The following is a 25,771-nucleotide window of genomic DNA, read 5'->3' on the forward strand; positions in this document are numbered from 1 at the left end:
GATCTATTCCTTCCGGCTGGCGAGCGCGTTGACGGCGGCGACGGTGATGGCGGACCCGCCGAGCCGGCCCGCAACAACCAGCGACGGCACCGGCGGTGCCGACATCAACGCTTCCTTCGATTCAGCCGCGCCGACGAAGCCTACCGGGCAGCCAATGATAGCAGCCGGGCGCGGACAGGTGCTGTCTTCCAGCATGTTCAGCAGGTGAAACAAGGCCGTTGGCGCATTGCCGATCGCAACGACCGCGCCTTTCAGATGCGGTCGCCACAGCTCGACCGCCGCGGCCGAGCGTGTATTGCCGAGCTTAAGCGCGAGCTCGGGCACACCGGCATTGTGCAGCGTGCAGATCACTTCATTGTTGGCCGGCAGCCGCGGGCGGGTGATGCCCTCGCTGACCATCCGTGCGTCGCACAGGATCGGCGCGCCCGCTTCCAGCGCCGCGCGTGCCGCCAGTGCCATGCCGGGCGAAAAGCGGACGTGCGCTTCCAGCCCGACCATCCCCGCGGCATGGATCATGCGAACCACCACGACTTCTTCTTCCCTCGTGAAGCGGCCGAGATCGGCTTCCGCCCGGATCGTGGCAAAGGACTTGCGATAGATCGCGGCGCCGTCGGTTTCGTAAGTGTGAGGCATCACAGCGCCTCGCGCAGGATAGAGGGGTGATCGGCGATAAATTCGGCCGTCAACCCCCAGCGCAACGGCAGGTCGCGCGCGTGGCCATCGCGGATCAGGTCAAACCCTTCGGCTTGCGCTGTCAGCGTGAAGTTCGTGGCGCCGGGATGCGCGCAGCCTTTGCTGCACCCGGACACATGGAGAACAGCGCCGACGGGCAAATGGGGCGCCAGCGACCGCGCCAGCGCGCGCGTCGGCTGCGCGGCTTGCAGGCATCCTGGCGCGCCGGTGCAGGCAATCACGCGCAGCATCGGATCCTGCGGGCGCGTGATCAGGCCGGGCAGGTCGGGCATGGCGTGCACGCCTTCGATCAACAGCATTCGCCAGGGCGTCACGCGCAGCGCGCCAAGGCTTGATAGCTCGCCAAGCAGTTCGGCCGGCACCTGGCCGAACTCGAAGCCGACCAACACGCCTTCCGCGACTGGACCCGGCTCGGGAGAGTACGTGGCGATCGACGGGGCAGGGACGTCGTTGAAAATTTCCGGCAACACCGCGCCGCGCGCCAGATGCGCCGCCATCCGGCCGCGCTCGCCGGAAATCCCGCCCGATTGTATGAACCAGTCGGCAAGCGCCAGCATGGTGCTGACAGCCGTTGTCGCCGATACGCTCGCGGCATTCGAAGCGCCATTGGCGCGACAGATCAATCCGCCATCGGCGCTGCGCTCGAGCCGAATGTCGGCGGATACGTTGGTCAAAACCGGCCGCGGTCCGCAGTCGATGGCGAAGCCGAATTTCGCCGGCAGGCGGGGTGCGTCGGACGCGGTCAGGGCTTTCGCCAGTGCTGCCGCCAGTTCGACGCTGCCGTCACCGTTCGACCAGAACGGCGAAACCACGATGTTGCGGCGCTCTTCGGCCTCGGGGTTGTCGTCGATCAGGCCGAGGGCGTCGAGTCCCTCGATCAAAGGCGCGTAGCTCTGCTCGGTGACGCCGCGCAGATGAATGTTGGCGCGCGAGGACAGATCGATGACGCCGTTGCCGTGGGCGTGCGCGAGCCGCGCGATCTCGCGCGCTTGCTGCGGCGTCAGCCGTCCGCCGGGTGGCCGCACGCGAATGACCCAGCCGTCACCCGACAGCATCGGGCGCAACGCCCCGGGACACCAGCCCTGGATGACCGGCTCAGCCATTGGCGGCTTCCAGTTGCATCGCAATCGAGTTGCGCCGGGTCGACCACAGGCCGGCTTCACGCAGCGCATCGAACCGCGCCCGCATGGCTGCGAGCGCCGCCGGGTTTTCGCGCGCCATGAAGTCCACCAGATCGGATCGGCCCAAGGTCGCGTCGTAATAGAGGTCGAACAGATGGCCGGGAACGTCGCGCGTTAGGTGCGCGAAGGCGGCGAGGTTATCGAGCGTCATGGTGAGTTCGGCGGCGCCGCGAAAGCCGTGGCGCATCATGCCGCTGGCCCAGGCCGGATTGGCGGCGCGGGCGCGAACCACGCGGGCGATTTCTTCCGGCAAGGTGCGCGACCGCGGCGCATCGGGCTGCGTCGTGTCGAGATGATAGAGCGGGGGCGTCTCGCCACCCAACCGTGCCACGGCGGCGGCAAAGCCGCCTTCATGGGTCGCGTAGTCGGACGCCAGCAACAGGTCGCTCTCGGCCAGATCCTGCACATGGGCAAAGCCGTCGGCGGCGAGCACGCGGGTTTCCAGCGCGGCGCGATCCTGGTGGCTGTTGCCTTGCGCGTCGATCGCCCATTCCGATCCGGCGAGCCAGGCTTCGCCCAGCGTGGCGCGACCCTCGGCGCTGTAGTCCTCGAGGGCGGCGCCCATCGCCAGACCGTACAGCCCGGGACGCGGTCCAAACACGCGCGGCGCCGGCGTCGCATAGGGATTGCTGTCGTCAGGTTCGCCGTCGCCGGCCAGCGCCGCGGCGCCGGCCTCGAACAGTTGCGGCAGATTTGGAAAGACGTCGCGAAAGAGCCCGGAGACCCGCAACGTCACGTCGATGCGGGGACGTCCGAGCAACGCGGATGGCACGACCTCGATGCCGTTGATGCGTTCGGAGTTGGCGTCCCAGCGCGGCGCGAGGCCGGCGAGATGCAGCGCCATCGCAAATTCCTCGCCTGCGGTGCGCATCGTCGCCGAGCCCCAGAGATCGATCACCAGCGCGCGCGGCCAGTCGCCATGATCCTGCAGATGACGCCGAAGTATTTCCTCGGCCATCTTCACGCCTTGCGCATGCGCCGAGCGCGACGGCACCGCGCGCGGATCGACCGAAAACATGTTGCGTCCGGTCGGCAGCACGTCGGAACGGCCGCGCGCGGGCGAACCGGAAGGACCGGCCGCGACCCGCCGTCCAGCAAGCGCGGTGAAGAGGCCTTCGCGTTCGCCTGCGCCTTGCCCGTAGACATGGAGGCCATCGCCGAACTGGCTGGCCTTGATGTCGCAGACAAAGCGGTCGATCCGCGTGATCGCTTCGGCAGCCGTCGACGTGGCGGTGAGGCCAAGATCCTGCTCAACGCCCGCAGACTGGGCCTCGGCGCGGATTGTCGCGACCAGCCGGACGCGGCGCGCCGGGTCCAATCCGTCGGCGGTTGAATATTCGTCGAGCAATTGCTCCAGCCGCAATAATCCCGCGGGCATCGCGCTGGCGATTTGTGGCGGCGGCAGATGACCCAGCGTCACCGCGCCGATCCGGCGTTTGGCCTGCGCGGACTCGCCGGGATCGTTGACGATGAAGGGATAGATCACCGGCATTCCCGCGATCAGCGCTTCCGGCCAGCAGCTTTCCGATAGCGCCACGGATTTTCCGGGCAGCCATTCCAGCGTGCCATGTGCGCCGATATGCACGAGGGCATCGATCTGCTGCGCGCGCAGCCAGAGATAAAACGCGACGTAGCCATGACGCGGCGTGCGCGCGAGATCATGATAATCGGCATCGCGCGACGATATCTCGCCACGCTCGGGTTGCAGCGCAACCAGCGCATGGCCGCGGTGAAGCGCGGCGAAATGGAACGCGCCGTCGCGCACCGCGGGATCGGCTTCCGGCTCACCCCAGGCCGCGGTGAGGGCCGTTTGCAATGGCGCGGCCAGAAGGGCGAGGGCGGCGCGATACTCGCTCACAGGCCATGCCAGCGTTTGCGACGATAGTTCTGGTGCAAGCGGCAGGCCTTCGGTGATCGCGTAACCTTCCTTGGCCAGATCGGACAGGATTGCCTCGGCCGATGCCAGCGCATCGAGCCCCACCGCGTGCGCCATCTGGTCGGCGCGGCCGGGATAGGTCGAGAGCACCAGCGCGAGCTTGCGCGACGGCGCAGGGGTGGTCGCCAGACGGTGCCAGCCCGTGACGCGGTCGGCGACTGCTTCGATGCGTGCCTGGTCGGCGCGATGGGCGAAGCGGGAATATTGCAGGTCGGGATCGCGCCTGCCCGGCGACTTGAAACTGGTGACGCCCGCGAAAATGCGTCCATCGAGTTCCGGCAGCACGACATGCATGGCGAGATCGGCCGCCGACAATCCGCGCTCCGATGCAGCCCAGTCTCGCTTGCGCGCGGTCGACAGCGCGACCTGAAACACCGGACAGCCTGATGCGTCGAGCGGCGAGGTGCCGTCGTCGTCGCGCGCGGAGAACGCGGTGGCGTTGACGATGGCGGCGGGAGCCAGCTTGCGAAGCCCGTCGCGCGTCCAATCGGTAGCGCCGGGCGCTTTCAGCGAAGGTACGAACAGCCCGATCGCTTCGAATCCGCGCGAGCGGAAAGTGTCGATCAACGCATCGACCGGCCCGGTATCGGCCGCGGTGAGGTAGGAGCGATAGAATGTTACGACGATCAACGGGCGGTCGCTTGGCGTTGGCTCGGCGACGACACCGCGCACGGGATCGTACCAGCCGTAATCGGGAACGATCTTTTCGCCCTGAACCGGTCCGGCGTAGAGTCCGGCCGCGAGCGCGAGCTGCGCGAGAGCTGCCTGCGCCGCCAGCGCGCCGCCGGCGTCGCACAGCACGGAAAGCCGCCGCAAGGTCGAGACCGGCAGCGTCGAGAATGCATCGAGCTGGGTATCCTCGCGCCCATCGCCCGGCAGTACGGCCAGCGCGATGCCGCGCCGTTGCGCGAGGTCGCGCACTTGGCTCAGGCCGTAGGACCAGTAGCTCTCGCCACCAATCAATCGGATCAGGATTCCCTTGGCGTCGGCCAGCGTCGCGTCAATATAAGTGTCGACCGACATCGGATGGCGCAGCGCCACCAGATTGGCGAGCCGCAGCGTCGGCAAGGTGCCATTGGCGCGATGCCAGCCGGCCGCGAAGGCGCCGAGATCGCTGTCGGAAAACGACAGCGCGACCAGATCGGCAGGCGCCTGCTCGAGATCGTAGGCGGTCGCCGTCTCGTCAAGCGCGTAGCTGTCGCGGTAGCCGCCATGCATGCCCGATCAGACCCCCAGCGTTGCCTCGATGGCGGTGCGGTCGATGTGGTGGCGTTCGGCAATGACGACGAGCTGCGAGGTTCGGGGGCTGTCGCCCCACGGACGATCGAACTGGCTGCGCACCCGTTCGCCGACGGCCTGCACCAATAGCCGCATCGGCTTGCCCTTGACCGCGACATAACCCTTCACGCGCAAAATATTCTGTTCGCGCGCGAGCCGGCGGATGGATTCGGCCAGCACTTCCGGATCCAGAGTCTCCGGCAGGCTGATCGAGACGCTGTCAAAATCGTCATGCTCGTGATCGTCCTCGCCGTCGTGATGCGAGGGGCGGGCGGCGATATCGTCTTCGGCGGCGCTGTTGAGACCGAGGATAACGCGGGGATCGATGATGCCGTCGGTCATCGCCAGCATCGGCACCGAACGCGGCGACTCCGCCGAGATGATCGAACGGGCGGCGGCCAATCCCGCGTCGCCGGCGAGATCGGCCTTCGACAACAGCACGATATCGGCGCAGGACACCTGGTCCTCGAACACTTCCGACAGCGGCGTCTCGTGATCGATGCTGTCGTCGGCAGCGCGCTGTGCGGCAATCGCATCGAGGTCGGGCGCAAATCGTCCGGCCGCCACCGCTTCGGCATCGGCCAGCGTGATCACGCCATCGACCGTGATGCGCGAGCGGATCGCCGGCCAGTCGAACGCCTTCAACAGCGGCTTTGGCAATGCCAGCCCCGAGGTCTCGATCAGGATGTGATCGGGCCGCTGCGGCATCGCCATCAGCGCCTCGATGGTCGGAATGAAGTCGTCGGCGACGGTGCAGCAGATGCAGCCATTGGCGAGCTCGACGATATTCTCGACCGGGCAATTTTCGTCGGCGCAGGACTTCAGGATATCGCCGTCGACGCCGAGCGTGCCGAACTCGTTGACGAGAATGGCCAGCCGCTTGCCGCCGGGGTTGCGCATCAGGTGCCGGATCAGCGTCGTCTTTCCCGAGCCGAGAAAGCCGGTGATGACGGTGACGGGTGTCTTGGCGAGATCGGTCATGCTGATACCATCGGCGGAATGCGGGCAAGGCTCTGCTTGCGGAAAATGGTTGGGCGTTCGCGCCAGGGCACGATGCCGTCGGGCGCGCTGGCATAGGCGGCGGCGCCGGAGAGAATTTCGGCGGCGTCGTTTTCGGTCATGCGGCCGTAGACATAGGACCAGCGGCCGGGCGCGCTGAGTGCGACCGAACAGCCCTGCGAGCACGCGGAAAGACATTCCACCGGCACGATCTGCACCGCCTCAGGCGCACCTGCCGCGACCAGCGCGGCATGCAGCTTCGTGCCCGGACACGCCGCGCCATCGGGCACGGTTTCTCCGGCTTTGCAGGTGATACAGACATGCAGCGAAACGCTCATCATCTTGTCCTGTTGCTTCCATACGAAAGGGCAGGACAGGAGGCGGCGCGACCGAACGAACGGGTGGCGCATCCAACCGGCCGCGGAACACCCCGTCCGCCCGTTCAGTCTCTGCGCTGGCAGGTCTCCCGGCTTGCGGATTCTGGGTTTCCCCAACGGTCACTCCACCTTCCCAGCTTATCGCCAGTGGCCTGGAGTGACCTAATCCGGTCACGGTCGCGGGGGCGGCAGCGCTTCGGGGTTTCCCCCTATCGCATTCCCTCTTCGCCTGTCATAGACAGGAACCAACGCTGCTTCACATGCGGAACAATCAGCTTCCTTGTCAAGCAACAGAATGTGCAATGACCCAAGACGCCGACCAGACCGAAGAAGCGCGCCATACCGCGAAAATGGCCAAGATCAAGGCCGCGCGGGACAAGATCATGGCCACCAAGCAGGGCGAAAAGGGCCTCATTATCGTCCATACCGGCGCCGGTAAGGGCAAGTCATCGTCCGGTTTCGGCATGATCCTGCGCTGTATTGCCCATGGCATGCCCTGCGCCGTGGTGCAGTTCATCAAGGGGGCCTGGGATACCGGCGAACGCCGCCTGATCGAGGGCCATTTCGCCGATCTTTGCCAGTTCTACGCCATGGGCGAGGGCTTTACCTGGGAAACCCAGGATAAGGCGCGCGACATTGCCGCGGCCCGGGCCGGCTGGGAGAAGGCCAAGGAACTGATCCGGAACCCGGATATCCGGCTGGTGCTGCTCGACGAGATCAACATCGCGCTGCGCTACGACTATCTCGACGTCGCCGAGATCGTGACCTTCTTGAGGGAAGAAAAACCGCCGCTCACACACGTGGTTTTGACCGGCCGTAATGCCAAGGAAGAGCTGATCGAGATCGCCGATCTTGTCACCGAAATGACGCTGGTCAAGCATCCGTTCCGGTCCGGCATCAAGGCCCAGCCGGGCGTCGAGTTCTGATCCCATGCGCGCGCTGATGATCCAGGGCGCGGGCTCCAATGTGGGCAAGTCGTTGCTGGTCGCGGGGCTGTGCCGGGCCGCAAAACTGCGCGGTCTCAAGGTCGCGCCATTCAAGCCGCAGAACATGTCGAACAACGCGGCCGTCACCGCTGATGGCGGCGAGATCGGCCGCGCGCAGGCGCTGCAGGCGCTGGCCTGCGGGATCGAGCCGCACACCGACATGAATCCGATCCTGCTCAAACCCGAGAGCGAGATGGGCTCACAGGTGATCGTGCAGGGCCGCCGGCTAACGACGGTGAAGGCGCGCGAATATTCGGCGCTGAAGCCGAAACTGATGGCGCCGGTGCTGGAGAGTTTTGATCGTCTGAAGCGTGCCGTCGATCTCGTGATCGTCGAAGGCGCCGGCAGCCCGGCCGAAGTCAATCTGCGGCCTCGCGACATCGCCAATATGGGTTTTGCGCGTGCGGCCGATGTGCCGGTGGTGCTGGCGGGCGACATCGACCGCGGCGGGGTGATCGCCCAGATCGTGGGAACGCAAGCGGTGATCGATCCCGATGATGCGGCGATGATCGCGGGGTTTGTGATCAACAAATTCCGCGGCGATCCGCGCCTGTTCGACGATGGCTACGCGTTCATCGCCGAGCGAACTAAATGGCGCGGCTTCGGTGTGTTGCCGTTCTTTGCCGACGCGGCGCGGCTTCCGGCCGAGGACGCACTCGATCTGCCGCGCGGTGGCGGCGCCGGCGGCTTTCGCGTCGCCGCGCTGCAATTTTCCCGTATTGCCAATTTCGACGATCTCGACCCGCTGTCGCAGGAGCCGGGCGTCAGTCTCACCATGGTGCGCGCGGGCGAAGCGATTCCGGGCGATACCGATCTGGTGATTTTGCCCGGATCGAAATCGACACGTGGCGATCTGGATTTCCTGAGGGCGCAAGGCTGGGACATCGATCTCGCCGCGCATGTCCGGCGCGGCGGTCACGTGCTCGGGATCTGCGGCGGCTACCAGATGCTCGGCCGGACCATCAGCGACCCCGACGGAATCGAAGGCGCGGCGGGCGAAACCGCAGGTCTCGGGCTGCTGAAGGTCGACACCGTCATGACCGCGGACAAGCGCCTGACGCGCACCGAAGCCACGCACGCCGCATCCGGCGCGCCGATCAGGGGATACGAGATCCACATCGGCCAGACGACAGGCGAGGCGCGAAAGCGGCCATTCGCACATGTGGCCGGCGAGGCGGAGGGGGCCGTTTCCGCCGACGGCCGCGTGATGGGAAGCTATCTGCACGGCATGTTCTCCGGCGACAGCTTTCGCCAGGCGTTTCTCAAACAGCTCGGGGCGGCGCCATCCGCCACATCCTATGCCGCCGGAGTCGAAGACACGCTGGATCGGCTTGCCGCGCATCTCGAGGCGCATCTGGATGTCGACGGGTTGCTGGCGGTTGCGCGCTAGCGCACGTCCCATTCGGTCGGAAAATTCTCTTGCCAGCCGGACCGATGCAGCAGCGGGGTGTCGTCCGTGAACTCGGCATGACCCAAACAGAGATAGGCCGATAGTTCCCAGCCTTCGGGCACGTCGAGCAGACGCTCGATCGCGCGCGGATCGAGGATCGAGACCATGCCGACGCCGATGTTTTCGGCGCGCGCTGCCAGCCAGAGCGTGTGGATCGCCATTGCCGTCGACTGGCGCAGGGTTTCCGGCTGGGTGCGGCGGCCGAGGCCATGGCCCTCGGCCGGATCGATCAACGTGAACACCGCCAACTGCACCGGCGCGGCGTCGAGGCCGGCGAGTTTCAATCGCAGATATTCCTGGTGCTGCTCGTCCTTGTAGTCGCCGGCGGCGTCCGCATTGCAGAGATTGAAGTTGGCGCGCACGCTCGTGCGCAACGCGGGATCGTTGACCCGGATGATACGCCACGGCCTGGAGTTGCCGACCGACGGCGCACTGTCCATGGCGTGACGCAGCCGCTCAAGTACGTCTTCAGCTACCGGCGTTGTCTTGAAATGGCGCACGTCGCGGCGCCAGCGGAAAATCCGTGCCAGCGTCTCGGTGTCGGCTTTGGTGAACTCCATCGATCTAGTCCTGCAATGCCGCGGCCAGCCGGTCCCATTCCGCGGGTTGGCCGGGCAGGCCAAGTCTGAGCCAGCGATCTGAATAGGGAAACATGCGTGTCCAGATCTGGCGCCGCGCCAGCTTTTCCTGCGCGGCTGTTGCGCTTTGGGTGTCGTATAGCCGGAACAACTCGGTGCCGCCGACAAGTTTCCATCGGGCCGATTGCGCCAATCCATCGAGGCGCGCGACGTCAGCGCGCAGCCGCGCAACGGTAGCTTCAGCCCAGGCACGATCGGACAGTGCGGCTGTGCCAATGGCTATGGCGGGGCCGGAAACCGGCCACGGTCCAGCCATCTCGGTAAGCGCTGCGATGTCGGCGTCCGAACCGAGGATGAAGCCCAGCCGCATGCCGGCGAGGCCGTAGAATTTGCCGAACGAGCGCAACACGACCAGACGACCTTGCGCCGCTTTTGATGCCAGCGACAGATCGGGCCGTGCGTCCGCAAAGCTTTCATCGACCACCAGCCTTCCGACCCGCGCGGCCAATCGCAGCAGGTCTTCCGGCGCATGACTTCGGCCATCGGGATTGTTGGGATTGACCACGACAGCGAGATCAGCGCCTTCGAGTGCTGCGAGTGTCGTCACTTCGTCGACCTGCCAGCCGGCGCTGCGAAGTGCGGCGACATGCTCGTTGTAGGTCGGGGTCAAAATGCGCGCGCGTGCCGGCGCGGAGAGTTTTGGGATCAACTGGATCGCCGCCTGCGCGCCGGCGACCGCGAGGATCGGCGCTTGCGACTGATAGGCCGCACCGGCTGCCGTTAGCAGGCGCGCCGTCGCCGCATACGTGGGCAGTGCTGTCCAGACTTCCGTCGGCAACGACGGCAGCGGATAGGGCGCGCGATTGATTCCGGTGGACAGGTCGATCCAGTCCGTGCCGCCGAAGCGCGCCTGCGCCGTGTCGATATCGCCGCCGTGGTCGCGAATAACGTCCTCCTGTCGGTCGCGTCGTCAGAGCAGCGCGAGAAGCGCGAGCCCCACAGCCAGCAGAAGCATGGCGCGGCGATAAAGCGCAAGGGCGCGGTTCAAATCCGTAGCAGTCGGGTCGGGGGCTTCGCCGTTCAGCCAGGGTTCCTGCGAGAGCTGACCTTCGTAAATGCGGGGCCCGGACAGGCGAATGCCGAGCGCGCCGGCCATTGCGGCTTCCGGCCAGCCGGCGTTGGGCGAACGGTGATGGCCCGCATCGCGCCACATCGTCGCCAGCGCGATGCGCGGTCGAACCGACACGATAGAGAACAACAAGCCCGTCAGCCGCGCCGGGATCAGGTTGGCGACATCGTCGATGCGCGCCGCCGCCCAGCCGAAAGCTTCGTGTCTTGGCGTGCGATGCCCGATCATGGAGTCCAGCGTGTTGATGGCTTTGTAGGCGGCAATCCCCGGCAGGCCGAAGATCACGCCCCAGAACAGCGGCGCCACGATGCCGTCGGACGTATTCTCGGCCAGGCTTTCGGTAGCCGCGCGCGCGATTCCGGCTGTGTCGAGCTGCGACGGATCGCGTCCGACGATCATCGAGACTGCCTGTCGCGCCCTTGGCAGATCGCCTGCGATCAGTGGCCGCGCCACGGCATCGACGTGGTCGTGCATCGAGCGCGCAGCGACGAGCGGCCATGCCAAGATCGCGGCGAGAATCAGACCCGGCCATCCGCCGGGTAACATCGACGCACAGGCCCAGCCGATGCCTGCCGCAAGCACGATGACTGATATCGCCACACAAATTCCCGCCGTTCGACGCGTGGTTTCGGAGCTCGTTTCGCGGTTGAAGCTTTGGTCGAGCGCAGCGATCAGCGCGCCGATCCACGTCACGGGATGTCCGATCCGGGCGTGGACGGTCTGCGGCCAGCCGAGGACTGCGTCAACGGCCAATGCGAGCAGCATGATGCTGGCTCCGCTCATTTTTTTTACGCGTCTCCGTTGCGGCTATCGGGCATATTGGCCAAGCGAAGCCCGCTGACAAGCCCGCGAGTTGAACACGCATCCAATGCAGTCTCACATCGGATGCGCGCTCGCGTGCGATTGACTCGGCGGACAAACTGCACTTAGTGTCTTCGCGACGGTTCCCCTCGGGGATCAAAAGGGAATGCGGTGAGGGACAGTTCTTTGATCCAAGTCCCGATTCCGCGGCTGCCCCCGCAACTGTAAGCGGCGAGTCTTTCGTCAATTGCCACTGGGATCAAGCCCGGGAAGGCGACGAAAGACGGTGACCCGCGAGCCAGGAGACCTGCCGCCAGTCGTGGTCACACGCGAGCACATTGGGCGGGGTGTCCTGGTGGTAGCCGAACCTTGGCCTTTTGAGCGGGCCAAAGGGGAGACTTCGTTCGCGGTGACGTGCCACGTTAACCGCGAGCCGAACCATGAACTCCGTCTCCTTCCGTGCGTCGCGACGCACGTCGTTGCTGTATTCCGTTGCGCTCTCCTCCGTGCTCTGGCCGCTCGATGCGTGGTCGCAGAGTTCGACGCAAACGAGCCAGAAGCTCGATCCGGTTGTCGTGACCAACCCGACGCCGACTGTCACCCCGCTCCCGTCGAACAGCACGAACGACTCCCGTTCCGCCCGCGGAGGCAAGAAGCGTGCGGCCACGGCTGCGGCAACGACGACTTCGGCAACGGTTCCGACAACTCCCGCAGCTCCGACCCTCACATTGAACCAGACCGCAGGCAGCGGCAGCCGCCTCAACCTGACGCGGCTAGAGACGCCGGCCAGCGTCGAAATCATCAACGCCGAGACCATCGCCGAACGCGGGCAGCACAGCGTCATTGACGCCGTCACCCAGAACGCGACCGGCTTCACCGCGAGCCCCGCGCCCGGCAACGGCAGCCTCTCGTTCAACACCCGCGGCTTCACCGGCAATTCGACGGTCATGACGCTCTACGACGGCACCCGGCTCTATGTCGGCGCCGGCACGCTGACATTTCCGTTCGACACCTGGTCGGCGCAACGCATCGAGGTGCTGCGCGGGCCGGCGTCGGTGATGTACGGCGAGGGCGCGATCGGCGGCGCCATCAACGTGATTTCGAAAATGCCGCTCACCGTTCAGCGCAACGAGGCGGAGGTGTCGCTCGACAGCAACATGACCAAACGGCTCGCGGTCGACAGCGGCGGTCCGATCAACAAGGATGTCTCCTATCGCGTCACCGCCATCGGCAACATGTCGGACGGCTGGGTCGAGCGCGACAAGACCTCGAACGTAGCGGTCTCGGCGGCGGTGCGGGTGCAGGCCTCCGACACGCTGTCATGGACGCTGTCCACGGATTACGGCGACCGCAGTCCGTCGCGCTACTTCGGCACCCCCGTCATCAACGGCGGAATCATCGAGTCGTTGCGGTTCAAGAACTACAATGTCGGCGACAGCAACATCCGTTACCAGGACAGCTGGAATCAGTTGCGAACGGAGTGGCAGGTTACCGACAGCATCACGATCCACAATGCGCTGTACTACCTGAACAGCCAGCGGCACTGGCGCGATGTCGAGAGCTACGCCTGGAATCCGGCCAAGGGCACGATCGACCGCTCTTCCTATATCGAGATCTTCCACAACCAGCAGCAGGTCGGCGACCGCATGGACGCGACCTTTCGCGGTCATGTGCTCGGGCTGAAGAACGAATTCGTTGCCGGCTTCGACGTCAACCGGATCGATTTCACCCACACCAACAACTCGCCCTTTAGCGGCACCTCGTCGGTCAATCCGTGGTCGTTCGATCCGGGCGTGTTTCTCAGCCCGATCCCGACCGTCCCGTCCTTCAATACCGTGACCAACCAGTACGCTTTGTTTGCCGAGGATCGGTTGTCGCTGACCGATCAGTGGACGCTGATCGGCGGCGTGCGCCAGGATGAGCCGGTGATCAACCGCACCGACCTGATCACGCCGGCCAACGGCTTCGTCAAATCGTTCTCGGCGACGAGCTGGCGCGTCGGCACGGTGTACAACCCGGTGAAGGATCTGGCGCTGTACGGGCAATATTCGACGGCGGTCGATCCGGTCGGCAATCTGATCACGCTGGCGACGACGCAGAAGGATTTTCAGCTGTCCACCGGCAAGCAGGCCGAGATCGGCATCAAGCAATCGTTCTGGCAGGGCCGCGGCGAATGGACGCTGGCCGGCTATCAGATCGTGAAGAACAATCTGTTGGCGCGCGATCCGAACAATCCGGCGTTGACCCAGCAGATCGGCCAGCAATCGTCGCGCGGTGTCGAGGCGTCGATCGGGCTGGTGCTGGATCACGGCTGGCGCATCGACGCCAACACCGCCTGGCTGCGGGCGAAATACGATGATTTCGTCCAGTCGGTGAACGGCGTTGCGGTCAATTTCGCCGGCAACGTTCCGGTCAACGTGCCGCAGCAGGTATCGAACGTCTGGCTGACCTGGGCGTTTGCGCCGAATTGGTCGGTCAATGGCGGCGTTCAGATCGTCGGCAAGACTTTTGCAGACAACGCCAACACGCTGGCGCATCCGGCCTATAACGTCGTGAATACCGGAGTGCAGTGGAAACCGGACGCCAACACCACGCTGTCGCTGCGGGTCTACAACCTGTTCGACAAGATCTACGCGACCTCCGGCGGCACCACGCAGTGGTTGCTGGGCATGCCGCGCACCGCCGAACTCGCACTCAACGTGAAGTTCTGACGATGCGGCGCCGGATCATACGGCGGCTGCGCCGATGGCTCTATGTGGTCCATCGCTGGATCGGCATCGGCACCTGCTTGCTGTTCGCGATGTGGTTCATGTCAGGCGTCGTCATGATGTACGTAGCGTTTCCGCAACTCACCGACGCCGAACGATGGGCGGCGTTGCCGTCGATTGCGTGGGACAAGGTGCAGGTGAGCCCGGATCGCGCCATGGCGGCCGCTGGCCTCGCGCGCTACCCGCGTGACCTGCGGCTCGCGATGCTGAACGAGGAGCCGGTCTACCGGCTGCTTGGCTGGGATGGCGAACGCAAGACCATATCGGCGGTCGACGGCCGCGCCGTCGATCACATCGCACCCGAACAGGCGCTTGCGGTCGCACGGCATCATCCCAATGCCGTGCGGCCCGAACTGAAGGCGACGGTGGAGCGCGACCAATGGAGCGTCACCGCACGGTTCGATCCGTTGCGGCCGTTTTATCTGGTTTCGCTCGGCGACCCCGATGGGACCGAGCTCTATATCTCCTCGCGCCACGGCGAGATCGCGCTCGACACCACGCAGACCGAGCGGGTCTGGAACTGGCTCGGATCGATCCCGCACTGGATCTACCCGACCGTCCTGCGCAAGGACGGCGCCACCTGGCGGCTGGTGGTGCTGTGGATTTCCGGCATCTGCATGGTGACGGCCGTGACCGGATTCTGGATCGGCATTTTGCGCATGCGGCTGCGCCGTCGCTACGCCAGCGGCGCGGTTACGCCGTATCGCGGCTGGATGGCCTGGCACCATATCGCGGGACTGATCGGCGGCGTCTTCGTGCTGACCTGGATGTTCAGCGGCTGGCTGTCGCTCAATCCCGGGGACTGGTTCGCCGGACGTGGAACGGCACGGGAGGCGGCGGTTCGCTTTGGCGGTAGCGACGGCCCGCATATGCCGGCCGAGTTTCTGTCGAAACCGCCGTTCGGTGAGCCGCGTCCTGCGGCCGTCGAAGCGCGCTTCGTCTGGCTCGGCGGCAAGCCGCTGGTGGTGTTGACCGGCCGCGACGGTGGACACCGGACGCTCGACCCGGCAACGGGCAACCCAGCACCGTTGTCGGAAGAGCGAATCTTCGAGGCCGCGCACCGGCTGATGCCGAACGCTGCCCTGACGATGCGGCAGCGTCTGGAAGCGCCCGACGCCTACTGGTATTCGCATCACCAGCAACGCGTGATGCCGGTGCTGCGGGCAGGGTTTGACGACGACGCCCACACCTGGTTTCACATCGATCCCACGACCGGCGATATATTGGGCCGCACCGACGACAGCCGCCGGACCTACCGCTGGCTGTTCAATGCGCTGCACAGTTTTGATTTTGCGCTGCTGATTCAATACCGACCGGCATGGGACGTTGTGGTGTGGCTGCTGTCGCTGTTTGGACTGATCGTCTCGGTGAGCGGCGTCGTGATCGGCTGGCGGCGTTTGCGGCACTAGGATCGAACGCGCTAGACGGTTGTCTTTCGCGCGCCGATGGTTTCTGCTTTGCGAGCAGCCAACAAGAGGGGACATGGGCAGGATCATTCTGGTGACGGGCGGCGCGCGTTCGGGCAAAAGCGCGATCGCCGAGGCGCGCGCGCTCAGCCTTGCGCCCCATGCCATCTACATCGCCACCGCCGAAGCCCGCGATGCCGAGATGACCGCGCGGATCGCGGCGCATCAGGCGCGGCGTGGCGACAACTGGCGCACCCATGCCGAGCCGCTCGATCTGACCGGCGCGCTGGCCGCGACGGACGGCGAGGGGCCGCGGCTGGTCGATTGCCTGACGCTGTGGCTGACCAACCTGATGCTCGGCGGCCATGACTGGCAGGCGGCCGGCCGCACGCTGGTGGCGGCGCTGCCGGCGCAGGCCGATCCGGTGATCTTCGTCACCAACGAGGTCGGCGCCGGCATCGTCCCTGACAATGCGCTGGCCCGCGAATTTCGCGACGCCGCCGGAACTCTCAACCAATGGGTTGCGGCGGTCGCCGACGAAGTGACCCTGGCGGTGGCCGGGTTGCCGCTCAAGGTGAAGTGAAATCAGAGGCGTGAGCCGGTCAAAGACGAGTTTTCCGGCCGCACCATTCACCCAAGAATTCAGTTCAAGATAAATAACAACAATAGAATCAATATCTTACGAGAGATATTTCTTGTGGGACGATTGATGGATTGATTGAACATCTTACCGGCTGAATCGGCTAGAAAGCGGCGCGTGCGCGACCCAGTCCGCGCTTAGTTCATCTATCGCTGAAGGACGCCGTGATCGTGCACTCAAACCGTTCCGCTTTACCGCAACTCTCGCTGCCCAAGGACAAGATCCGGGTCCTGCTGCTCGAAGGCGTCAACGACAGCGCCGTGCAATTGATCGAGTCCGCCGGCTATTCCAACCTGACGCGGCTGCCCAAGGCGCTCGACGGCGATGCGCTGCACGAAGCCATCAAGGGCGTGCATCTCTTGGGCATCCGCTCCCGCACCCAGATCACCCCTGAATTGATCGAGGCGGCGGATCGTCTGATCGCCATCGGCTGCTTCAGCGTCGGTACCAACCAGGTCGATCTCGATGCGGCACGGCGCAGCGGCATTCCGGTGTTCAATGCGCCGTTTTCCAACACCCGAAGCGTGGCGGAACTGGTGATCGGGGAGATCGTCTTCCTGTTGCGCCGGATCGTCTCGCGTTCCAACGGCGCCCATCAGGGACGCTGGGACAAATCCGCCGACGACAGCCACGAGGTGAGGGGCAAGACGCTCGGTATTATCGGCTACGGCAATATCGGCTCGCAGCTCTCGAACCTGGCCGAAGCGTTCGGCATGCGGGTCGTATTCTACGATCACACCGACCGGCTTCGTCATGGCAACACCGAGCCGACGGCGAGCCTGCATGAGCTGCTGGCGCAGAGCGACGTCGTGACGCTGCATGTGCCGGAGACGCCTGCGACCAACAAGATGATCGGGCGCGACGAAATCCGGGCGATGAAGCCCGGCGCCTTTTTCATCAACAACAGCCGCGGCTCCGTGGTCGACCTCGACGCGCTGGCCGAGGCGCTGCGGGAAGGCAGGCTTCGTGGCGCCGCGGTCGACGTCTTTCCGGTCGAGCCGGGCTCGAATGCGGAGCGGTTCGTAACGCCGCTGCAGGGTCTGGAAAATGTCATCCTGACGCCGCACATCGGCGGTTCGACCGAAGAGGCGCAAGAGCGCATCGGTGCCGAAGTCGCGCGCAAGCTGGTCGATTACAGCGATTCCGGCTCGACGATGGGCGCGGTCAATTTTCCCCAGGTCCAGTTGCCGCCGCGGCCATCGGGAACACGGTTCATTCAGGTGCAGCGCAACGTGCCGGGCATGCTTGGCCGCCTGAACGAGGTGCTGGCGCGCCACGCCGTCAACATTGCCGCGCAATATTACGAGACCGACCACGACGTCGGCTATGTCGTGCTCGACGCCGATGCTTCCGCGGCCGACAGTCAGCGCGTGCTCGCGGACATCCGGTCGCTGGAAGGCACGATTCGCGCCCGGCTGCTCTACGAATACAAGGCGTAAACCGCTACTGCGGCGTGATGCCGGCGTCCTTGATGATCTTGCCCCATCGCACGGTTTCGCTTTTGAGGAGCGTCTCAAGTGCTGCCGGCGTCGCTTGCTCCGGTTCGACCGGGGTCATGCTGAGTTCGGCGAAGCGGTTGACCAACGGTGGATCCTTCAGCGCCTTTTGCAGGGCATCAACCAGCGCATCGACCACCGGCTTGGGCGTGTTGCGCGGCGCGTAGAGTCCGTACCAGGTCGTGACGTCGAACTTCGGCAGGCCGGCCTCGGTGGCCGTCGGCACGTTGGGCAGGGTCGGGACCCGCTTCTTGCTGGTGATGGCGAAGCCCGGGATGGTCCCGGCCTGGATATAGGGCGTTGGTCCTGTCGCCGGATCGCAATAGACGTCGATGTGACCGGCAATGATGTCGTTCAGAGCCGGGCCGCCGCCCTTGTAGTAGATCGGCGTCAACTTGGTATCGATCGCGCTCATGAACATCAGGCCGCACAGGTGCGAGGCTGAGCCGAGGCCGACATTGCCGTAGGTGACCTTGTCGCCCTGGGTGCGCACATAGGCCACCAGTTCCTGCAGGTTCTTGGCCGGATAGTTCGCCCGGGCAACCAGGATCATCGGCACGTCGGTGACCATCCCGATCGGCGCGAAGTCGCCGATCGGATCGAACGGCAGTTTGGCGTAGAGCGCAGGCGCGGTGGCCTGGCCGACATGCATCAGCAGCAGCGTGTAGCCGTCCGGTTCCGCCTTGGCGACGCGGTTGGTGCCCAGCGTACCGCCGGCGCCGACGACGTTCTCGATCACCACCGTCTGCTTCAGCACGCCGCCCATCGAGCTGCCGAGCAGCCGGGCGATCACGTCGCCGGGACCGCCAGCCGAGAAGGGGACGATCATCGTGATCGGCCGGTGCGGGAAATCCTGCGCACATAGCGGCAGCGCCGGCGACAGCAACAGCGCCAGCAGAACTCGGGTTACAAACTTCATGGCGTTTCCTGTTTTCTTTTTCTTGTTGTTGAAGCAGTGGGCATAGGTTGGCTATTCGTTCGCGGCGGCCTTTTCGTTCGACGCAGCTGTTCGCTCGATCATGCTGAGCGCGGCGACGGCCGCCGCGTTGATGTGATCGACGCAACATTTCTCGGCGAGATCAGGGTCGCCGGCCTGAATGGCGCGCCAGATCGCGGTGACTTCGCGCAGGCTCTTGTTGATCCGCTTCGGCTGCGACATCGAGGTAATTCGCAACAGCGTAATCCGGTCGTGCAGCGGCTTGAGCATGCGCTCGATGAAGGAGTTCTGGCAGCCTCCGATCAGCGCTGCGTAGAATTCTGTCTTGGCCTCCAGCGCCGTCATCAGATCGCCTGCGGCGAACGCCGCCTTCAATTTGGTGAGCGCGTTGCCGATCCGGCGTACAACGACGGGATCGTGCAGCCGCGCACATTCGCGTCCGGCAAAGCCTTCGAGCACGGCGCGCGCGGCATAGAGCTGCTTGGCTTCGTCGAGGCTGATGGTGCTGACGACCGGGCCGCGATGCGGGACGGTATTGACCAGCCCGTCGGCTTCCAGCGCCCGTAGCGCCTCGCGAATCGAGGGCCGGCTGACACCGGTCATCTCGCAGAGCTCGCGCTCGATCAGCCGCTGGCCCGGTTTCAGCTTTCCGGACATGATCGCCTCGCGCAGCTTCTGCGCGACCATCGAGCGGACGGTTGGAACGTCCTCGATCCGTAGCGTGGATTGCAATTCAGCGCGTTTGTCCATGGTTGACCGCCTTCGTGTCGGCTCCGATTCGATAGCGATGTAGGGGCAGAATCAGTATCTCCGCAATCTGAACATGGGGTGGCTGGTCCAGCGCAAAGCCTCCGTCATTGGCACTCTCCTGGCGGGGCTGGCCGATGGTGCTCATGTGACGGACCATCCGCCATCGATCGGAAGCGTAGCCCCCGTGATATCCTGCGCCGCCGGACTGCACAGGAAGGCCGCCATGGCGCCGACGGCTTCCAGCGCGATGAACCGCCCGGTCGGCTGCCGGGTCGCCAGATAGTCGCTGGTGGTCTCGTCGATGGAGCGGCCTTCGCTGGCCGCGATCGACGCAATTTTTTCCTGAATGGCCGGCGTCGGCAGCGTGCCCGGACACAGCGCGTTGCAGGTGATCCCGCTCCGTGTGGTCTCGATGGCGACCGCGCGGGTCATGCCGACGATGGCGGTCTTGGTGGTGACGTAGTCAATACGATCAGGCACGGCGCGGGTCGAATAGATCGACGCCATGTTGATGATGCGGCCCCATTGCCGCGCCTTCATGCCGGGCAGCGCGAGGCGGATCAGGTGGAACGGCGCCGACACGTTGACGGCGAGCGCCCGGTCCCATCGTTCCGGCGGAAAGTGCTCGACCGGCGAGAAATGCCGCACCACCGCATTGTTGACGAGGATGTCGACCGCACCGACGCGGCCGAGCAGGGCGGCCATCATGGCTTCGATCGCAGCACGCTGCGACAGATCGGCGGCAATGCTGACGACCTCGACGCCGAATTGCGCGCGAAGACGATCGCCCGAGGCAGCGGGCTCGGCCAGATCGTGCAGGACGATGTTGGCCCCGGCGCCGGCAAGGCTTTCGGCCACGGCGAGGCCCAGCCCCGCCGTAGCTCCCGTCACCAGTGCCCATTTGCCCTTCAGCATCGCGCGAGATCCCGAGCTACTTCTTGTCCAGTTCGGCGAACACTTCCTTGGCGTTACGGAAGGCGTCGACGCCCGCCGGCACACCGCAATAGATCGCGACCTGCATGAACACTTCGCGGATTTCCTCGCGCGTGGCGCCGTTGGTCAGGGCGCCGCGGACGTGGGTCTTGAGTTCCTGCGGCCGGTTCAGCGCGCAGAGCATGGCGAGATTGAGAAAGCTGCGGGTCTTGTGGGTGAGGCCGTCACGGCCCCAGACGTAACCCCAGCAGTACTCGGTGGTGAGATCCTGCATCGGGCGGTTGAAGTCGTCGGCCGACGCGATCGCCTTGTCGACGAACGCGTCGCCGAGGACGCTTTTGCGGATCTGGAGGCCGCGATCGTAGGTGGTCTTGTCCATGAGAGAATCCAATCTTCAGTTCAGTTTTTGGGCCAGGACGGCTGCGCCAGCGCCAGTTGCGGAGGAAATACCGTGACCGGCACGCCGGCCTGCCACTGCACGATGGTCATGCCGGCGCCGACGCGGCGGCCTTTGTCGTCGAACTTGATTTCGCCGAGCGGATAATACTTGGAGGGGCCGGCATCCATCGAGCGCAGGGCATCGGCGACCGCGACGCGGTCGGCCTTCCCAGATTTTTCGAGCGCGTCCTTGATCACCCACATGTCGCCATAGGTGGAAATCGCATTCTGCGTCATCCACGGCTCCTTGTAGCGGGTCTTGAGTTCGGCGATCAGCGCCTCGTGGCCCTTGGCGCCCCAGCTCGCGACGCAGGTGAGGAGGCCCTGCAGCAATTCCGGGCTGACGGTCTGCAGCATGTCCGGCTCGGCGATCGCGATCCCGAACGAGATGGTCGGCAGCTTGCCTTGCCCGAGGCCGAACTCGTTCATCTTCTCCAGCAGCAGCTTGGCGTCGGAGATCACGGTCGGCAGGAAGAACAGCAAATCAGGCTTGGCCGATCGCAGCTTCTGCACCAGCGAGGTGGCGTCAGCGAGCGGTGGGGTGAAGGTTTCATCCACGATCAGTTGCAAGCCGTTCTCGGCGAGCAGGTCGTCGCGCATCGCCTTGGCGGATGATACCGACGCCGCGGTGTTGTCGGTGACGATCGCAACCGTCTTGGGCTTTTTGCCGGAAGCGGTTTCCGCCAGCTTGACGATCTGCGGCAGCGCCTGCCTGGCCTGCGATCCCGCCGTGGCCGAGGTCTGGAACACATATTTGAAGCCGCGATCGGTAATCTGGTCGGAGTAGGAGAGGGTCAGCACGGGAAGATTGGCCCGCTCCGTCACTTCCGTCACAGCGAGCGTGAACGAACTCAGATAGGCGCCGCTCGCCGCCACCAGATCGGTTTCCTGGGCGACCATACGTTGCGCGGCGTTCTTGGCCTTCTCCGTCGTGTCGCCGGAGTCGAGCACGACCAATTTAAGTTTGGCGCCGCCGAGCGACTTGACGCCGCCCTGCGCGTTGATGTGATCCACCGCCATCTCGGCGCCCTCGCGCATCACCGTGCCCGGGCGCGCATACAGCCCGGAAATAGGGACCAGCAATCCGACCTTGACCTCGGAAGGTTGCTGGGCCCACGCGCGAGAAGCGATCAGGCCGGCGGACGCGCCGGCGAGCAGGCTGCGCCGCGTCAATGCGGCTTTGCTATTCTTGGTCATGAACGGTCCTCCCCAATATTTTTTGAGACGCGATACGCTTAAGCCTTCTTCGGCCAGAACGGCGAGGACTGCGCGAGGTCGGACGGGTACACGGTGACCGGCACGCCGTTCTGCCACTGCACGATCACGACGCCGGCGCCGACACGCCGGCCCTTTTCGTCGAACTTCAACTGGCCGCCCGGATAGTATTTCGCCGGCCCGCCATCCATGGTGCGGAAGGCGTCGGCGACGGCGAGGCGGTCGGCCTTGCCGGCCTTCTCGAGTGCGGCCTTCATCAGCCACATGTCGCCATAGGTCGAGATCACGTTTTGCGTCGCCCATGGCTCTTTGTACTTGGCCTTGAGTTCGGCGATGATGTCCTCGTGTCCTTTGCAGCCCCAGTTGGCGACGATGGTCATGATGCCCTGGACGACTTCCGGCGTGACGCTTTGCAGCATGTCCGGCTCGGCAACGGTGATGCTGAAGGACACGGTCGGGATCTTGCCCTGTCCGAGACCGAACTCGTTGATCTTCTCGAGGCCGAGCTTGGCGTCGGAAACCGCGTTCGGCATGAACAGCAGCAGATCCGGCTTGGCTGCCCTCACTTTCTGGATCAGCGGCGTGGCGTCGGAGAGCGGCGGGGTCCAGACTTCCTCGACCACGAGCTGAAGGCCCTCCTGCACCAGCAGTTTTTCCTTGAGCGCCTTGGCGGTGGCAACCGAGGTCGCGGTGTTGTCCATCAGCATCGCCACCGTCTTCGGGCGCTTGCCGGCGGCCTTTTCGGCGAGCTTCATCAGTTCGGGCAGGCCGAGCTGCGATTGCACGCTGGCGGGCGCTGCTGTCTGGAAGATGAACTTGAAGCCACGGTCGGTCAGCAGGTCCGAATAGGACAGCGTGAGGACGGGCAGTTCAGCGCGCTCGGTCACTTCGGTTACCGCCAGCGTGAACGACGAGAGGTAAGCGCCGGTGGCAGCCACGAGATCGGTTTCCTGCGCGACCATGCGCTGGGCGGCGTTCTTGGCCTTCTCCGTGGTGTCGCCGCAATCGATCACGACAAGCTTCATCTTGGCGCCGCCGAGCGCCTTGATGCCGCCCTGCGCGTTGATGTGCTCGATGCCCATCTCGGCGCCCATCTTCATCACCTGGCCCGGCCTCGTGTAGATGCCGGACAGCGGCACGATCAGGCCCACTTTGACTTCGGCCGGCGTTTGCGCCCGCGCCACCGACGACAGGCCGATCGCGGCCGCGCCTGTCAGTACGGTTCGACGCGTCAGTGAGGTCTTCGAGTTCTTCTTGCCCTGGCTCATCTTATTCCTCCCGATAATGTTGTTGATCGTTGTTGGTTACATGCCGAGGTAGGCTTTGCGGACGCGGTCGTCGGCCCGCAGGGTCTGGTTGTTGCCTTCAAGCGCGACGCGGCCGGCTTCGAGCACGTAGCCGTGGTCGGCGGATTCAAGCGCTTCCGCCACGCGCTGCTCGACCAGCAGGATGGTCAGGTTCGATTGCTTGCGGATTTCGATCAGCCGCTCGAAGATGAAATCCGCGATCGCGGGCGCGAGGCCCATCGAGGGTTCGTCCAGCATCAAGAGTTTTGGCGAGGAGGCGAGGCCGCGACCGATCGCCAGCATCTGCTGCTGTCCACCGGATAGCGTGCCCGCGAACTGCGTGCGGCGCTCGGCGAGAATAGGCAGCCACTCGAAGATGCGCTCGATGTTGTGTTTCCAGTCGCGCCGGCCGGCTGCGGTGACCGCGCCCATTTCGAGATTTTCCATCACGGTCAGCGACGGAAACACCTGGCGACCTTCGGGAACATGGGCGATGCCCAGATGCGCGCGTTGCGCCGGCCGGATCGAGAGCAGGTCGTGGTCTTCGAAAGTGATCGCCCCCGCGCTCGGGCGCACGATGCCGGAAATGGTCTTGAACAGCGTGGTCTTGCCGGCGCCGTTCGGGCCGACGATGGCGACGAACTGGCCCTGTTCGACCTTGATCGAGACGCCGTTCAGCACGGGAATCGCGGAATAGCCGGCGGTGAGCCCCTCAATGCGAAGCATGGGCCACCCATTTTTTGCCGAGATAGGCCTCGATGACGCGGCTGTCGCGGGTGACGGCTTCCGGTTCGCCTTCGACGATGACGGCGCCGTGGTCGAGCACCAGGAAACTGTCGACGAGACGGACCATCGCCTGCATGGTGTGTTCGATGATCGCGATCGTCATGCCGTCGCGGGCGAGCCGCTGAATCACCGCCACCACCTCGTCGGCCTCGTCATGCCCGAGGCCGGCGAGCGTTTCGTCGAGTAGCAGAATGCGCGGCTGTCCGGCCAGCGCGCGGGCCAGCTCCATCAAACGCAATTCCTTGGTTGTCAGTTCGCCGGCGATGCGGTCGGCTGTGGCGGTCAGACCGACGCGGGCAATCGCGTCCGCCGCCAAGCGCCTGGCCTCGGCATCTGTCCTGGCGCGGACATAAGCGCCGACCACGACATTGTCCGAGACCGACATGCGCAGGAACGGGCGCATGATCTGAAAGGTTCGGCCGATGCCGGCCTCGCACAGTTCATGCGGCTTGCGGCCCGACATCTCGCGTCCGTCGAGCAGGATTTCGCCGGTGCCGGGCCGCAGAAATCCGTTGAGCAGGTTGAACAGCGTGGTCTTGCCGGCGCCGTTGGGGCCGATGATCCCAAGAATCTCGTTCTGTCGCAGCTTGAAGCTGACATCCTGCACGGCCTTCAATCCACCGAAGGCGCGCGACAGGTTGCGCACTTCGAGGACGACGTCACCTGTCCCCCGCGTTCGTTTCGGTCGCGCGGGCATGGGGGCTGCGACGGTGTTGGCATTCGCGGGGGCGGGCGTGGCCGGCATTGCTGCCGTCGGCGATGCCGGTCGCTTGCGCAAGAGATCGCGGATCTTCCAGAACAGGCCTTCCGGCGCGAGCAGGATGACGCAGACGATCGCAAGTCCGAAGATCACGCCCTGGATGCCGGGGAAGCGCGAGCCGGCTTCGGCATTGAGCGTTTCGCCCAGCGGAATCAGAATCACCGACCCGATCACCGGACCCCAGACGGTGCCGACGCCGCCGAACATCGCCACCGTCAGCGCCTGCGCCGACACCAGCATGCCGAAGACCGACTGCGGCGTCACCACCAGCAGCACGACCGCATAGAATCCGCCGACCGCACCGGCGATCGCGCCGCTCAGCGTGATGGCGCGGAGCTTCCAGGCCAGTGTGTTGATGCCGGCTGCTTCCGCGGCGGCTTCATTCTGCTTGATCGCGAGCAGCGCCATGCCGAAGCGCGACCGTTCGACGGCGCGGGTCAGCAGGATGGTGCCGAGCATCATCGCCAGCGCCAGCAGCGTGTAGAGGCGATGATCGCCAAACTGCATGTAGGCGATCGGATTGTCGCGCTTGATCGGCAGCGTTAGCTCTTGCAGACCGAGCCATTCGAACACGTAGAGAATGGCGAGCGGGTAGGCGAGCATCGCCAGCGCGAAGTAGTGGCCCTGCAGGCGGAAGGTCGGAAAGCCGATCAGAAGTCCTGCCATGCCGCCGATGATGGCTGCGATCGGAATCAGTACCCACGGCGACAGGTCGAAGTAGATCTGGCCGAGTGCGACGGCGTAGGCGCCGAGGCCGAAGAAGGCGGCGTGACCGAACGAGATCAGCCCGGTGTAACCGCTGAGCAGGTTCCACGACAGGCCGAAGATCGCCCAGACCGGGACCAGCGTCATGACCAGTTGATAGTAGGAATTGGTCACGCTCAGCGACACCGCCGCGTAAAGCACGGTGAAGACAAAGACGGGAAGCAGCGATCGCCATCCGCGCAT

At 65.0% G+C, this 25,771-nt stretch carries 22 protein-coding genes and 2 riboswitches; of the genes, 6 read left to right on the top strand and 16 right to left on the bottom strand.

The genetic code is table 11. The annotated features are described in order from the left end of the window. Positions 1-3: 3 nt before the first annotated feature. The 5 genes from BLS26_RS30735 to BLS26_RS30755 are packed head-to-tail and all read right to left on the bottom strand — an operon-like array spanning position 4 to position 6,425. Entirely contained in the window at positions 4-633 is a 630-nt protein-coding gene (locus tag BLS26_RS30735) for a precorrin-8X methylmutase (RefSeq protein ID WP_092516232.1), read from the bottom strand. After that, the gene (gene cobG / locus BLS26_RS30740; protein ID WP_092516233.1) at positions 633-1,796 is read right to left on the bottom strand and encodes a precorrin-3B synthase; all 1,164 of its coding nucleotides are present in this window, start codon (positions 1,794-1,796) and stop codon (positions 633-635) included. Before cobG ends, BLS26_RS30735 begins: the two co-directional genes overlap by 1 nt. Then, a complete protein-coding gene (gene cobN / locus BLS26_RS30745) occupies positions 1,789-5,028 on the bottom strand; it encodes a cobaltochelatase subunit CobN (protein ID WP_092516234.1) in 3,240 nt (1,079 codons plus the stop codon). The genes cobG and cobN overlap by 8 nt, the downstream gene beginning before the upstream one ends. A gap of 6 nt (positions 5,029-5,034) precedes the next feature. Beyond that, positions 5,035-6,069, bottom strand: a complete 1,035-nt coding sequence (gene cobW, locus BLS26_RS30750) for a cobalamin biosynthesis protein CobW (RefSeq protein ID WP_092516235.1) — start codon at positions 6,067-6,069, stop codon at positions 5,035-5,037. Further along, on the bottom strand, positions 6,066-6,425 hold the full coding sequence (locus BLS26_RS30755; protein WP_092518797.1) for a DUF1636 domain-containing protein: 360 nt from the start codon (positions 6,423-6,425) through the stop codon (positions 6,066-6,068). The genes cobW and BLS26_RS30755 overlap by 4 nt, the downstream gene beginning before the upstream one ends. 100 nt (positions 6,426-6,525) lie before the next feature. Continuing rightward, a riboswitch (cobalamin riboswitch) is annotated at positions 6,526-6,729 on the bottom strand. Positions 6,730-6,766: 37 nt separating this feature from the next. On the opposite strand from BLS26_RS30755, the gene cobO reads away from it, so the two are divergent. Both cobO and BLS26_RS30765 read left to right on the top strand, forming a co-directional pair. Continuing rightward, positions 6,767-7,390: a cob(I)yrinic acid a,c-diamide adenosyltransferase gene (gene cobO, locus BLS26_RS30760; protein WP_092516236.1), complete on the top strand. Its 624-nt coding sequence runs from the start codon at positions 6,767-6,769 to the stop codon at positions 7,388-7,390. 4 nt (positions 7,391-7,394) lie between these two features. Beyond that, positions 7,395-8,840: a cobyric acid synthase gene (locus BLS26_RS30765; RefSeq protein WP_092516237.1), complete on the top strand. Its 1,446-nt coding sequence runs from the start codon at positions 7,395-7,397 to the stop codon at positions 8,838-8,840. Here the strand turns inward: BLS26_RS30765 and bluB are convergent. From bluB to cbiB, 3 genes are read right to left on the bottom strand one after another with little or no spacing between them, the layout of a single operon-like run. Continuing rightward, the gene (gene bluB, locus BLS26_RS30770; RefSeq protein ID WP_092516238.1) at positions 8,837-9,460 is read right to left on the bottom strand and encodes a 5,6-dimethylbenzimidazole synthase; all 624 of its coding nucleotides are present in this window, start codon (positions 9,458-9,460) and stop codon (positions 8,837-8,839) included. The two genes, BLS26_RS30765 and bluB, sit on opposite strands and share 4 nt — an antisense overlap. A gap of 4 nt (positions 9,461-9,464) precedes the next feature. Continuing rightward, positions 9,465-10,424: a threonine-phosphate decarboxylase CobD gene (cobD, locus tag BLS26_RS30775; protein ID WP_092516239.1), complete on the bottom strand. Its 960-nt coding sequence runs from the start codon at positions 10,422-10,424 to the stop codon at positions 9,465-9,467. Positions 10,425-10,448: 24 nt separating this feature from the next. After that, complete coding sequence (gene cbiB, locus BLS26_RS30780) at positions 10,449-11,390, bottom strand: adenosylcobinamide-phosphate synthase CbiB (RefSeq protein WP_092516240.1); 942 nt, start codon at positions 11,388-11,390, stop codon at positions 10,449-10,451. A gap of 141 nt (positions 11,391-11,531) precedes the next feature. Beyond that, positions 11,532-11,738: riboswitch (cobalamin riboswitch) on the top strand. Between the two features lie 110 nt (positions 11,739-11,848). Here cbiB and BLS26_RS30785 point away from each other — a divergent pair. From BLS26_RS30785 to serA, 4 genes are all read left to right on the top strand, one after another. Beyond that, positions 11,849-14,119, top strand: a complete 2,271-nt coding sequence (locus BLS26_RS30785) for a TonB-dependent siderophore receptor (RefSeq protein ID WP_092516241.1) — start codon at positions 11,849-11,851, stop codon at positions 14,117-14,119. Positions 14,120-14,121: 2 nt separating this feature from the next. Beyond that, complete coding sequence (locus BLS26_RS30790; RefSeq protein ID WP_092516242.1) at positions 14,122-15,585, top strand: PepSY domain-containing protein; 1,464 nt, start codon at positions 14,122-14,124, stop codon at positions 15,583-15,585. Between the two features lie 73 nt (positions 15,586-15,658). After that, positions 15,659-16,165: a bifunctional adenosylcobinamide kinase/adenosylcobinamide-phosphate guanylyltransferase gene (gene cobU / locus BLS26_RS30795; protein WP_092516243.1), complete on the top strand. Its 507-nt coding sequence runs from the start codon at positions 15,659-15,661 to the stop codon at positions 16,163-16,165. A gap of 224 nt (positions 16,166-16,389) precedes the next feature. Beyond that, positions 16,390-17,661, top strand: coding sequence for a phosphoglycerate dehydrogenase (gene serA, locus BLS26_RS30800; RefSeq protein WP_371361049.1), 1,272 nt, complete (start codon positions 16,390-16,392; stop codon positions 17,659-17,661). 4 nt (positions 17,662-17,665) lie between these two features. Here serA and BLS26_RS30805 read toward each other — a convergent pair whose 3' ends face one another. The 8 genes from BLS26_RS30805 to BLS26_RS30840 all read right to left on the bottom strand — a co-directional run bounded on the left by BLS26_RS30805 (position 17,666) and on the right by BLS26_RS30840 (position 25,771). Continuing rightward, positions 17,666-18,637, bottom strand: a complete 972-nt coding sequence (locus BLS26_RS30805) for a tripartite tricarboxylate transporter substrate-binding protein (RefSeq protein ID WP_092516244.1) — start codon at positions 18,635-18,637, stop codon at positions 17,666-17,668. Between the two features lie 51 nt (positions 18,638-18,688). Beyond that, a complete protein-coding gene (locus BLS26_RS30810) occupies positions 18,689-19,405 on the bottom strand; it encodes a GntR family transcriptional regulator (protein WP_092516245.1) in 717 nt (238 codons plus the stop codon). A 141-nt stretch (positions 19,406-19,546) separates the two neighbouring features. After that, on the bottom strand, positions 19,547-20,320 hold the full coding sequence (locus tag BLS26_RS30815) for an SDR family oxidoreductase (protein WP_092516246.1): 774 nt from the start codon (positions 20,318-20,320) through the stop codon (positions 19,547-19,549). A 16-nt stretch (positions 20,321-20,336) separates the two neighbouring features. Further along, positions 20,337-20,717: a 4-carboxymuconolactone decarboxylase gene (gene pcaC / locus BLS26_RS30820; RefSeq protein ID WP_074827215.1), complete on the bottom strand. Its 381-nt coding sequence runs from the start codon at positions 20,715-20,717 to the stop codon at positions 20,337-20,339. Between the two features lie 20 nt (positions 20,718-20,737). Beyond that, complete coding sequence (locus tag BLS26_RS30825) at positions 20,738-21,973, bottom strand: ABC transporter substrate-binding protein (RefSeq protein ID WP_092516247.1); 1,236 nt, start codon at positions 21,971-21,973, stop codon at positions 20,738-20,740. A gap of 38 nt (positions 21,974-22,011) precedes the next feature. Then, the gene (locus BLS26_RS30830) at positions 22,012-23,259 is read right to left on the bottom strand and encodes an ABC transporter substrate-binding protein (protein ID WP_092516248.1); all 1,248 of its coding nucleotides are present in this window, start codon (positions 23,257-23,259) and stop codon (positions 22,012-22,014) included. A 36-nt stretch (positions 23,260-23,295) separates the two neighbouring features. Beyond that, positions 23,296-24,003, bottom strand: coding sequence for an ABC transporter ATP-binding protein (locus BLS26_RS30835; RefSeq protein WP_092516249.1), 708 nt, complete (start codon positions 24,001-24,003; stop codon positions 23,296-23,298). Next, a complete protein-coding gene (locus tag BLS26_RS30840) occupies positions 23,990-25,771 on the bottom strand; it encodes an ATP-binding cassette domain-containing protein (RefSeq protein ID WP_092516250.1) in 1,782 nt (593 codons plus the stop codon). The genes BLS26_RS30835 and BLS26_RS30840 overlap by 14 nt, the downstream gene beginning before the upstream one ends.

The organism is Afipia sp. GAS231 (assembly GCF_900103365.1).
Lineage (GTDB): Bacteria > Pseudomonadota > Alphaproteobacteria > Rhizobiales > Xanthobacteraceae > Bradyrhizobium.